The organism is Streptomyces sp. NPDC026575 (assembly GCF_055567415.1).
The window spans coordinates 183,580-194,030 of record NZ_JBVHQM010000015.1 but is presented as its reverse complement, the minus strand read 5'-3'; the positions used below and the strand labels follow the sequence as shown (position 1 = coordinate 194,030).

Annotated in this window: 12 protein-coding genes; 6 read left to right on the top strand and 6 right to left on the bottom strand. The window is 72.7% G+C overall.

Features of this window, described 5'->3' with window-relative positions; all coding sequences use genetic code 11:
* The first annotated feature begins 69 nt into the window (after positions 1-69).
* From ACZ4NB_RS22230 to ACZ4NB_RS22215, 4 genes are read left to right on the top strand one after another with little or no spacing between them, the layout of a single operon-like run.
* The gene (locus ACZ4NB_RS22230) at positions 70-507 is read left to right on the top strand and encodes a nuclear transport factor 2 family protein (protein ID WP_467663971.1); all 438 of its coding nucleotides are present in this window, start codon (positions 70-72) and stop codon (positions 505-507) included.
* Complete coding sequence (locus ACZ4NB_RS22225) at positions 504-986, top strand: hypothetical protein (RefSeq protein WP_467663969.1); 483 nt, start codon at positions 504-506, stop codon at positions 984-986. The genes ACZ4NB_RS22230 and ACZ4NB_RS22225 overlap by 4 nt, the downstream gene beginning before the upstream one ends.
* Before the next feature lie 47 nt (positions 987-1,033).
* Positions 1,034-1,774: a 3-oxoacyl-[acyl-carrier-protein] reductase gene (fabG, locus tag ACZ4NB_RS22220; RefSeq protein WP_467663967.1), complete on the top strand. Its 741-nt coding sequence runs from the start codon at positions 1,034-1,036 to the stop codon at positions 1,772-1,774.
* Complete coding sequence (locus tag ACZ4NB_RS22215; RefSeq protein ID WP_467663965.1) at positions 1,771-1,914, top strand: hypothetical protein; 144 nt, start codon at positions 1,771-1,773, stop codon at positions 1,912-1,914. The genes fabG and ACZ4NB_RS22215 overlap by 4 nt, the downstream gene beginning before the upstream one ends.
* A gap of 157 nt (positions 1,915-2,071) precedes the next feature.
* Here ACZ4NB_RS22215 and ACZ4NB_RS22210 read toward each other — a convergent pair whose 3' ends face one another.
* From ACZ4NB_RS22210 to ACZ4NB_RS22185, 6 genes are all read right to left on the bottom strand, one after another.
* Positions 2,072-2,671, bottom strand: a complete 600-nt coding sequence (locus ACZ4NB_RS22210) for an RNA polymerase sigma factor (RefSeq protein ID WP_467663963.1) — start codon at positions 2,669-2,671, stop codon at positions 2,072-2,074.
* Between the two features lie 83 nt (positions 2,672-2,754).
* Positions 2,755-3,924, bottom strand: a complete 1,170-nt coding sequence (locus tag ACZ4NB_RS22205; RefSeq protein WP_467663961.1) for a beta-ketoacyl synthase N-terminal-like domain-containing protein — start codon at positions 3,922-3,924, stop codon at positions 2,755-2,757.
* Positions 3,921-5,153: a beta-ketoacyl-[acyl-carrier-protein] synthase family protein gene (locus ACZ4NB_RS22200; RefSeq protein ID WP_467663959.1), complete on the bottom strand. Its 1,233-nt coding sequence runs from the start codon at positions 5,151-5,153 to the stop codon at positions 3,921-3,923. The genes ACZ4NB_RS22205 and ACZ4NB_RS22200 overlap by 4 nt, the downstream gene beginning before the upstream one ends.
* On the bottom strand, positions 5,150-5,422 hold the full coding sequence (locus ACZ4NB_RS22195; RefSeq protein ID WP_467663957.1) for an acyl carrier protein: 273 nt from the start codon (positions 5,420-5,422) through the stop codon (positions 5,150-5,152). Before ACZ4NB_RS22195 ends, ACZ4NB_RS22200 begins: the two co-directional genes overlap by 4 nt.
* 34 nt (positions 5,423-5,456) lie before the next feature.
* Positions 5,457-6,704, bottom strand: coding sequence for an NAD(P)/FAD-dependent oxidoreductase (locus ACZ4NB_RS22190; RefSeq protein WP_467663955.1), 1,248 nt, complete (start codon positions 6,702-6,704; stop codon positions 5,457-5,459).
* Positions 6,701-7,579, bottom strand: coding sequence for an alpha/beta fold hydrolase (locus ACZ4NB_RS22185; protein ID WP_467663954.1), 879 nt, complete (start codon positions 7,577-7,579; stop codon positions 6,701-6,703). The genes ACZ4NB_RS22190 and ACZ4NB_RS22185 overlap by 4 nt, the downstream gene beginning before the upstream one ends.
* Before the next feature lie 614 nt (positions 7,580-8,193).
* On the opposite strand from ACZ4NB_RS22185, the gene ACZ4NB_RS22180 reads away from it, so the two are divergent.
* On the top strand, positions 8,194-9,396 hold the full coding sequence (locus ACZ4NB_RS22180; RefSeq protein ID WP_467663952.1) for a macrolide family glycosyltransferase: 1,203 nt from the start codon (positions 8,194-8,196) through the stop codon (positions 9,394-9,396).
* A gap of 46 nt (positions 9,397-9,442) precedes the next feature.
* The gene (locus ACZ4NB_RS22175) at positions 9,443-10,441 is read left to right on the top strand and encodes an NAD-dependent epimerase/dehydratase family protein (protein ID WP_467663950.1); all 999 of its coding nucleotides are present in this window, start codon (positions 9,443-9,445) and stop codon (positions 10,439-10,441) included.
* The last annotated feature ends 10 nt before the right edge of the window (positions 10,442-10,451 follow it).

Sequence of the window (10,451 nt, the reverse complement as noted above, 5' to 3'; positions counted from 1 at the left end):
CTCTGTGTCAGAGGAAAGCCGCTCGGCGGGCCCTTTCGGCCCGCCGCACCAAGGGGAAAGGACCGTCGAATGGCGCGCACAGCTGCCGAAGTATGGAAGATCTGGCTGGAAATGTGGAACGAGGACCCGAGGGCCGCACTCAGGATTGTGGGCGACGACTTCCGCGTCCATCTGCCGTCCAAAGCGGCGGTATTCGACACCTCCGCCATTCGTGACGGAGCGGCGCTGGCCGAATGGGTGGCCGGATTCCGGTCCAAGTTCGCGAGCCTGCGCTACGAGACGGACTTCGGCCCCATTCAGGACGGCGAACTGGCCGTCTGGCGCTGGTACGGGACCGCGGAGTGCCTCGGCCGCACGGGCTGGCCCTCCGACGTGCCCGGCGGGACCATCCACTGGTCCGGGGTGGACATCCTGCGGATCGTCGACGGCCAGGTCACCGAGGCATGGACGCAGGGCGTGGAGACCGACCAGGTGCCCGGCACCTCCGCGCCCCGGGAGCAGCGGTGAACGAACGGGATGCCGCACGACCGCCGCGGGCGGCCGCCGACCTCTGGGAGCAGTGGCTGGGCATCTGGAACGGCCACTACGACAACGCCGCGCGCATCGTCGCCGACCAGGTGACGCTGCACCTGCCGCGCTACGGGATGCCGGACCCCGCCGGCATCCCGGACCGTGAGCGGCTGGTCGCCTGGATCGACGCCTTCCGGTCCTCCTACGACCGGGCCCGGTTCCGCACCGTGCTGGGGCCGTTCACCGACGACGGCCACCTCATCGGCCGCTGGCGGTTCACCGGAGACTGGCGGTCGGGACGCCCCGAGGGCGCGACGGCCGCGCCCGGCACCACCGTGGAGCAGCAGGGGGTCGACATCCTGCGCCTCGACGCGGCGGGACGGATCGCCGAGTACTGGCTCTCCGACGATCTGCTGGACGTCTATGTGCAGCTCGGGGCGCCGCTGCCGGTACACCGGACGGCGCCGGCCGAGTGAGGGCACCGGCCGCGAGGGACAACCGCACCTGCGCAAAGGAGGGAACCATGCCGGACAACCGGCGCCCCGTCGCCCTGGTCACCGGTGGTACGCGCGGCATCGGCCGGGCGGTCGCCCGCCGGCTCGCCGCGGACGGGTACGACATCGCCTACTGCGGGCGCGGCGAATCCGCCGGCAGCACCGCGGAGTTGCTGACCGAACACGGCGCGGCCCACTTCTACCAGGCGTGCGACGTGGCGGACGGCGACGAGGTCGGGCGCTTTGTGAAGCGGGTCGCGCGGGAGCTGGGACCGATCGACGTGCTGGTGAACTCGGCCGGCGTGGTCCGGGACCGGAACCTGGTCATGATGCCGTTCGAGGACTGGACCGAGGTCATCGACACGAACCTGACCGGCACTTTCCATTTCTGCCGGGCGGTGGGATTCCAGATGGTGCGCCGCCGTACGGGCGCGATCGTCAATATGTCGTCGGTGTCCGGTGTGCACGGCCACGCCGGACAGGCCAATTACGCGGCGTCGAAAGGCGGCGTCAACGCCCTCAGCCGTTCGCTCGCCAAGGAGCTGGCCCGCTACGGCGTACGGGTCAATGCCGTGGCACCCGGATTCATCGAGAGCGATATGACCGACGAACTCACCGAGCAGGCGAAAGAGCGCGCACTGGCCGGTATTCCGATGGCGCGATTCGGAACGACCGAGGAGGTCGCCGACCTGACCGCGTTCCTGGTATCGGACCGGGCCGCCTACATCACGGGGCAGGTCCTGCAGATTGACGGCGGCATAAGTTTGTGAGGGCGCCGGACCCGGGCACCCCGGAGGAGCCCGACGACGCGGATGCCCACGGATGCCCCGACGCGGCGTACGAGCCGGCGGACGAGGTGCCGGAGTACCTGGTCGAGCGCGTCGCCAACTGGCCGATATCCGGCGGGTAGCCGGTGCCGGGCCCCGCTCGGCCCCTCCGCCGGCCACCCCGCACCACGAGAGCGGGCCGCGCCTTCGGCCACTCCCGCACCCGGCGGTGGTGGCCGAAGGCGCGGCCCGGCAGCAGGCTGACGGCCCGCGGTGCGCCCGCAGTCGGGGCGGCCCGGTTCACCCCGTGCCGGGCTCCGCGGACGCCGCGGCCAGCTGCTTGGTCAGCCGTTGCAGCGCCCGCGCCCGCAGCGGGCCGACCGAGCCGCGGGCCACGCCCAGCCGGCGGCTCACCTCGTCGTAGCTGCACTCCTCGTCGGCGCTGAGCATGCCCAGCAGTGCCTGGTCCCGGGCCGAGAGCCGGCCGAGGGCGTCGAGCACCTCGTCCCGGCGCTCGTTGGACAGCACCGCGCTCTCCGGGCCGGAGTCCGGGGCGGTGGGCCGGTCGAACACCTCCGGTCCGCCCACCGGCACATAACGCAGGGCGCGTTCGCGCTGCTTGAGGCTCTCGCGCTTGGCGCAGGTGGTGAGCCAGGCGGCGAAGCGCTCGGGCGACTGCAGGGTGTGCAGCCCCTGGTAGGCGCGCAGCCAGGTCTGCTGGAAGACCTCCTCGCAGTCCGTCCTGCTCACCCGGTGCGAGCGGGCCACCGCCCACACCAGGGGCGAGAAGCGTCGCACCAGCGCCACCCAGGCCGCCTGACTCCCCTCGCGGCAGGATTCGATGAGGTCGGCGGTGGCGAGGGTGGTGGCGTCGGACCGCTCCGTCAGCGACGGTGACATGGAATGTCCTTTCGCAAGAGGTGGTGAATCGCTGGGGGAGCGGAGCCGCCGCCCGAAATGCCGTGCTGTGTCGGGCAGTTGCCTCACCTGGGATCCGTGCGGACCGGGCGGTCCGCGGGCCCGCGCACCACGAGGCAGCCGACCGAGCCGTCGTGGCCCAGCGCGGTGATCAGCGCCGCCTCACCGGGGTGGGCGCCGCGCTGCCGCCAGGTCTCCACCAGCGCGGCGAGCTGGAGGGGGACCGTCGCGCTGAAGGTCTCGCCCACCGCCTGGCGGACGTCCACGGCCGGCGGGAGGGCGGACGTCCCCAGCGCGTCGCGCAGGGCGCGCAGTTCGAGGCGGTCGGCGCCGACCTGCCCCGTCGCCCCCGGCGCCACGCACCGTACGTCGGCCGCCGCGACCCCGCTGCGCTCCAGGGCCCTGCGGATACACCCGGCCAGGGCGGCGGCCAGGCGCCCGCGAGGCGCGAAGCCCACTTCGGCCGCGAGCACCCGGGCAAGGACCGGGCGGCCCCCGGCGCGGGCCCGCTCCTCCGGCTCGACGACCAGCGCGGCGGCGCCCTCCCCCAGCGGGAAGTCCGGCCGCAGCGCGCCGGAGCGCTGCCAGCCCCAGCCGCTCTGCGCGCTGAGTTCCTCCGCACCGGCCACCAGCAGGCACGCGGCCTGCCCCTGCCGGATGGCGTTGCGCGCATAGCGCAGCGCCTGGACGCCGGCGAGCGCACCGCCGGCGACGGTGGCGTTCACACCGTGCAGCCCGTTGCGGATGGCGACCTGGCCGGCGGCGCAGTTCATCACGGTGTTGGGGAAGAGGCTGGGGTTGACGAGGTAGGGGCGGTCGGCCTGGAGGGTCCGCAGCGAGTACTCGCCGGAGCTGCGCACCGAACCGGTCGCCGTGCCCATCACCACGCCCGCACCCGGGCTGACCGTCCCGGGGTACGACGCCAGCGCCATATCGCACGCCACCAGGGCGAGCCGGGTCGTACGGTCCAGGTTGCGCAGGCCCTTGCGGCCGAGCAGCTCCTCGTACGGCAGCGGCGGGACGGCCCGCACGGGCCGTGGCGGCAGGGTCTCGCCGCCGAGGTCCGGCAGTTCCCCGGCGGCCGCGGTGCCGGCGGTCCCGGAGAGGGCGGCGGTCAGCGCCGCGCTGCCGACGCCGGCCGGGGAGAGGGCCGCGGCGGAGGTCACGGCCAGCGTGGCCAGGGCCGGGGCGGGCTCGTCGGCGGAGCGCGGGAGCCGGGCGGTGTCGGTGCTCATGCTGCCTTCCCCAGGATGACGATGGCGTTGTTGCCGCCGAAGGCGAAACCGTGGTTCTGGACCACCTGAGGTGCGGCCGGCCGGGCCGTGCCGGGCACCGGGTCGAGACCGGGACCCAGCTCCGGGTCCACCCGTTCGACGTTGGCCGTCGGCGGCAGGAAGCCGTCGTACAGGGCCCGGCAGCAGATCAGCGCCCCGAAGCCGCTGGCCGCCCCCATGGTGTGGCCGATCATCGACTTGATCGAGCTGATCGGCGGCATGCCGGTCCCGAACACCTCGCGCACCGCGGCGACTTCGGTGGCGTCGTTGGTGCGGGTGCCGGTGCCGTGGGCGCAGATGTAGTCGATCTGCTCGGGGGCGACACCGGCGTTGGTGTGGGCCTGGCGGATGCAGCGGGCGATGGTGGCGGCGTTGGGGTGCACCATGTGGTCGGCGTCGCAGTTGAGGCCGTAGCCGAGGACCTCGGCGTAGATCCGGGCGCCGCGTGCGACCGCCCGTTCGTACGGCTCCACCAGCAGGGCGACGCCGCCCTCGGCGGTGAGGATGCCGGCCCGTCCGGCGTCGAAGGGGCGGCAGACCTCCTCGGCGAGCGCACCGAGCCGGTAGAACCCGGCGTGCGCCCAGCGGTTCACCGAGTCCGCGCCGCCGGCGAACATGTAGTCGGCCTCGCCCTGCGCGACCATGTCGCAGGCGTAGCCGAGCGCGTAGTTGCTGGCCGAGCAGGCGGTGGCGAGGGTCAGCGCCTCGCCCTCCAGACCGAGTTCGGTGTTGACGGCGGCGGCGATCCGGCCCGCCGGAACCGCCTGGACCACGGCGGGGGCCAGGGACTTCAGCCCGTCGCCGCGCCACTGGCCGACCAGCTGCTCGACGGCGGCCGACTCGCCACTGGTGGTGCCCATGACCGAGCCCGCCCGGGCGCGGGCCAGGTCCTGGGGTCCGAGGCCCGCGTCGCGCGCCGCCAGCCGGGCCGCGGAGGCGGCGAACTGGCTGCTGCGGCCCCACCGTTCGGGATCGATCCGGGACAGCCACTCCCGCGGCCGGAAGCCGGTGACCTCGCCGGCGTTGCGGTGGGGGAAGCCTGTGGCGTCGAAACCGCTGATCGGGCCGGTGGTGCACCGGCCGGCCCGGATGGTGGCGGTGAAGTCGTCGGCACCGATACCGGCACTGCTCACCGCCCCCAGCCCGGTGATCACCACGCGCCGGCCCGGCCGGTTCGCGGACCGGGTCACTGATCCGCACCCTTTCGGTTGCGGGCGAAGACGTCCCGTACTCCGCTGAGGTTGACCATCTCAGGCAGCTGGTCCTGCGGGATCTCGACGTCCAGGTCCTGTTCGATCCGCGCGAGGATCTCGATGGCCAGCAGGGAGTCGGCCTCGTGGTCGTTGACGAAGTGGCTGGTCTCCGTCAGCTCCTCGGGCTCCAGCTCCAGCACGTCGATGACGATCTCGCGCAGCTGCCGGGCCTGCTCTTCGGTCACGTCGGGGTGGGACGTGGTCATGGTTGCTCCTCGGGGTTCGGGGGGTTCGGCGGGTTCACGCGCTGCGGTGCCGCAGGTTCACGGCGGCGGCCCGGCCGAGGGCCGTGGGGCTGAGGAAGCGCGCCGGGCCGATCAGCCGGGACGCGAACAGGTGCATATGGCGGGCCATCGACTCGTCCCGGGCGGCGGCGGAGAACATCAGCCGCTCGAAGGGGTTGAAGGGGCGGGCCTTGGCGTAGTCGGCGGCGAGGAACTGGTGGCCGCGCAGCTGCCGACGATGGCGTCGGCGGTAGGTGTCGAGCGCCAGGTCCATGGCCTCCCGGCTGCCCGAGACGGCGGCCGCGCGGGCGGCGGTGGCGAGCCACTGCGCCGACTGCAGCGCCCAGCCGCAGCCGACCCCCCACAGCGGGTCTCCGGTGAGGGCCGCGTCGCCGATCAGGGCGAGACCGGGCGCGGTCACCTGCCGGCTGACAAGGGGGTAGTTGGTGGTGCCGACGATCTTCGAGACGCGTTCGGCGCCGCTCAGGTCGGGGGCCTCGGGCAGCCGGCCGACGAAGTCGAGGAAGCTGCCTTCGAGGTCCGCTCGGAAGGCGGGCAGCCGCTTCTTGTCGGGGATGAGGGCGATGACGGTGATCCCGTCGTCGTTCGGCATCGCATAGGCGACATCCGGGTCGAGGAACCAGCAGTGCGACTCCTCGCGCGCCATCCGCACCCCGCGGAACTGCGCGAAGTAGCTGAACCGGTTGTTCCTGTGCGCCTGTTCGCGGACTCCGGCCAGCCGGGCGACGGTGGAGTCCTTGCCGTCCGCCCCCACCACGAGGCGCGCCCGGATCTCCTGCTCGCCCTCGGCGGAGGCGGTGCGCACGCCCGCGGCGCGGGAGCCGTCGCGCAGCAGAGCGGTGACGGTGTGCCCCGACAGGAGGTCGACGCCGGGCTGGTCGGCGGCGTAGGAGCGCAGCAGCGGGTCGAGCGTGCTGCGCCGCACGTTGTAGCCGTGCGCCAGAGGGACGCCGTCCCGGCCGGGGCGCGGCTCGATCCAGCCCCAACGGGTGTACCAGCGCGCCTGGTTGGCGATGGCGCCGGCCTCGCGCAGCAGCGGGGAGACGCCCAGGTCGTCGAGCACCTGGTAGGCGCACGGCTGGAGGTAGTGCGTGCACAGGACCTTGTGCGCCTCGGGGGAGGAGCGCCGTTCGAGCAGCGCCACCCGCGCGCCGGCCCGGGCCAGGAGGACCGCGGCGGTGCACCCCGCGAGGCTGGCACCGCTGATGGCTACGTCGTATTCCCTTACCTGTGGGGAGGTCACGCTGTCCTCATCTCCTCGGCTGAGTGGGGAAGTCGGAGCATCGGAAGGAAGTCGGTGATCTGCGCGGCCACCTGGGCCGGCTGCTGGGTCTGGCAGAAGTGGCCGAGGTGCGGGGCCCGGTGGACGGTGATGTCGCGGGCCCGGCGGCGCAGCACTTCGAGGTCGTCGCCCGGGGCGGCGGTGTCGTCCAGTCCGCCGACCACGAGCAGCGGTGCCGTGATCCGGTCCACGGGCAGGTCGGGCAGCCGGGCCAGCTCCAGGTAGAACTGCAGGAAGCCCTCCGGCTCGACCCGCTCCAGCACCTTGTCGGCCATGATGCGCAGCAGCTCGCCGTTCACCGTGCGGCCCCGGGTGTGGAGTTGGACCTTGAGGCCCTCGGTGATGGTGCGCCGGAAACGGGTTCTGGCCTCGGCGAAGAACTCGGGGGTCAGCGACCGGTCGCCGACCCGCCACACGGGCGCCACCAGGGCGGCCGGGACGTCGCGGTAGGGGTGGTCGGGGTGGCGGGCGAGCAGCTGGAGCAGGGCGCAGGCGCCGAAGGAGTGCGCGACGACGAGGTCCGGGGGCCGGTCCAGGGTGTCGAACGCGCGCGCCAGCCAGGTGGCGGCGTCCCCGTGGCGCGGCCAGGTATGCGCGGAGCCGGCCCGCCAGGGCAGCGAGAGCGCGGATGCCCGCACCGTCCGCGGCAGATGCTCCAGCAGCGGCCGCCAGCTGTCCCAGCCCTCCTCGAAGCCGTGGACGAGCACCACATGAGGCGCCGGCGCCGCCCCGGCGTCCGGGTCCTCCCGCCGTTCCCACACGGCCAGTTCCGTGCCGTCGGCGTGGACGGTGCGCGCCTGCCGCCACCGGGCGGCGGCCGGCGGTCGGTGCCTCACGACGAGCGGAGCGCGGCCCGTGGGGACGCACCGCGAGTTCTCTTCGAGGCGGCTGCCGCAGAACGGCGCAACGTGCTGGGCGCGGACTGCCGTGCGCTTTCCACAGGAATTCGGCAAAGCATTCTGCATCTGGAATACATAGCCCCCACAAAACCCTTCCCCGTATGCGGTCAACCCGAATAACCGAGGCCCCGCGCCGCGAGGGAGGCGAGCGGATGTGGATACGCAAAAACACGTCCGTGAGTTCGCAGAATGAATCCCCCGAGGCGAATGCAGCTTCACAAGGCGGCGCTGCACTGTCAAGGTGACGAAACCCATAGGTCAGGTTGCTGCCATCCGGTGGCCCAGGGGCTTTTACCGGGGTTCGAGATCGCCGCAGGCGGCGCCGGGGCCGCCCGGCGCCAGCGGCCCCGGCGCCCCGCCCGCCGGAAAGAATCGGCGCTCCGGGTGTATCCAAAGGGACTTGTGAATGCCCTGTAGGGATGCAGGCTCTTCCCTCACCGATTTTCTCGCGAAGCGCTCTGGGCGCCAAAGGAAGGCCATGGCATCCACCGTTTTGAACGTTTCACGATGAACTACCGCGCAGTAACGACGAGTTCGCGAGGAGCCCGCAATTGACTTCGAAGTCGCACATCGCCTTCACGAATATCGGATTGCACGGCCATGTGCTCCCGACGCTGCCGGTCGCCCGTGAACTCGTCGCCCGGGGCCACCGGGTGAGCTACGCGGTGCCGGAGCGGTTCGCCCCCCTGGTCGAGGCGACCGGGGCCCGCCCGGTCCCGTACCGCTCGGCCTGGCCCGCCGACGACGACGCGACGAAATCGCTGACCGGCTTCACCGCGATCGTCTCCGCCATGCTCGACGAGGCCGAGTCCGCACTGCCCCAGCTCTCCCGGGCCTTCGACGCCGACCGCCCGGACGCCCTCGTCTACGACGTGTTCGCGTACGGCGCCCGCGTCCTCGGCCTGCGCTGGGGCATCCCCACCCTCAACTTCTGGCCGTTCGCCGTGCCTTACGAGGGCAAGGACAACGGCATCGCGGCGGTCTACCGCGGCCTGCTCGACGACCCGGACGCCCACCGCCTGCGGGACCGCTTCTCCCGGTGGCTGGCCGGCAACGGCGTCGACATGACGGTGGCGGACTTCGGGCTCGTGCCCGAGCAGGGCATCGCCTCGATCACCCGGACCCTGCAACCGCACGCCGACAAGGTCGACGAACCCCGCTTCTCCTTCGTCGGACCGTGCTTCGGGCCGCGCGGCGACACCACCGCCTGGACCCCGCCCGCCGCCGGGCGCACCGTGCTGGTCTCCCTCGGCTCGACGTTCACCAACCGGCCGGACATCTACCGGCAGCTGGTGGCCGCGTTCGCCGGCTCCGACTGGCATGTCGTGCTCCAGACCGGCAAGTTCGTCGCCGCCGAGGCGCTCGGCCCGATCCCGGACAACGTGGAAGTCCACGAGTGGCTGCCCCAGCTCGACGTCCTCGCCCACACCGACGCCTTCGTCACCCACGCCGGGATGGGCGGCACCGTCGAGGCGCTCAGCCACGGGGTGCCGATGCTCACCCTCCCGCAGGGCGCCGACCAGTTCTTCATCTCCGACCGGCTCGTCGAACTCGGCGTCGCCCGGCGCCTGCACGAGGACGAGCTGACCGGGGGCACCGTCCGCACGGCCCTGGAGGAGTTGCTCGCCCGCCCCGGGCTCACCACCCGGCTGGACCGGCTGCGCGCGGAGATCCGCGCCTCCGGCGGCGCATCCGCCGCGGCCGACCTCGTCGAGCACCGCCTGCGCCGAGGGCCGCAGCAGCCGCAGACCTGACCTCGCCCGGCCACACCTGGCCCCTCTCCTGACGAACGGGGAAGACGTGACACTCAACATCGCGATCATCGGTGCCGCGGGATTCGTCGGCACCAACCTCGCACTCGCCGCCGAAGAGCGCGGACACCGCCTGACTCTGGTCGACGTCAGCGACCGCCTCGGACGGCTGGACGCCGCCGGCCTCATGGAGCGCGCCGACTGCCACTTCCTGGACCTGGCACAGCCGGGCGCCCGGATACCCGACTGCGACGTCATGATCAGCCTCGCGGCCCTGCCGCAGGTGGACTTCTCGCTCCACCACCCGGAGCGCACCTTCACCAACAACATCGGCATCATGTCCGCCGTCCTGGAAGCGGCCCGGCTGCGCCGGATCCCGCTGCTCTTCGCCTCCTCCATCGAGGTCTACGGAGGCAACGACGGCGATCTGCTGACCGAGTCCAGCGCACTGCGGCCGCTGTCCCCCTACGCCGCCTCGAAGATCGCCTGCGAGAGCCTCACCGAGTCCTACCAGCACGTCTACGACACCGTGTCGACGACCGTGCGGCTGACCAACCTCTACGGACCGTGGCAGGCCCCGGACCGCATCATCCCCCGCATCACCGCCCAGGCGCTGCTCGGCATCGAGTCGGAGGCGGTCACCGGCCGGCTGCGGGACTTCCTCGCCGTCCAGGACGCCGTGGGCGTGCTGCTCGACCTCGCCGAGAACGGGCCCTGGGGCGAGACGTTCAACCTCGCCGCCGGCCGCCACACCCCGCTGGAGGAGGCGGCGGAGGCGGTGATCGGCACCGCGGGCCGCGGCTCCTTCGTGACCCGGGACGTCCCCCAGGCCGACGGCCGCGGCAGCTCCCTGGTGGCCACCTCCGCCCGCCTGACCGAGGCCACCGGATGGAAGCCCACCACGGACCTGTGGGACGGAGTGGGCCTGACGACGGACTGGTACCGCGACCACCGCGGCTGGTGGGCGCCCTTCGAGGACCAGGTCCGCGCCGACCGGAGCGGCCCGGAGTTCCTCCTCGACCACGCCTTCCCGTTCTGGGCCAACTGACGAGGACACC

Excerpts from the sequence above, each read along its gene's own strand:
- ACZ4NB_RS22230 (WP_467663971.1), top strand. The coding sequence starts at position 70 with ATGGCGCGCACAGCTGCCGAAGTATGGAAGATCTGGCTGGAAATGTGG.
- fabG (WP_467663967.1), top strand. The coding sequence starts at position 1,034 with ATGCCGGACAACCGGCGCCCCGTCGCCCTGGTCACCGGTGGTACGCGC.
- ACZ4NB_RS22210 (WP_467663963.1), bottom strand. The coding sequence starts at position 2,671 with ATGTCACCGTCGCTGACGGAGCGGTCCGACGCCACCACCCTCGCCACC.
- ACZ4NB_RS22205 (WP_467663961.1), bottom strand. The coding sequence starts at position 3,924 with ATGAGCACCGACACCGCCCGGCTCCCGCGCTCCGCCGACGAGCCCGCC.
- ACZ4NB_RS22195 (WP_467663957.1), bottom strand. The coding sequence starts at position 5,422 with ATGACCACGTCCCACCCCGACGTGACCGAAGAGCAGGCCCGGCAGCTG.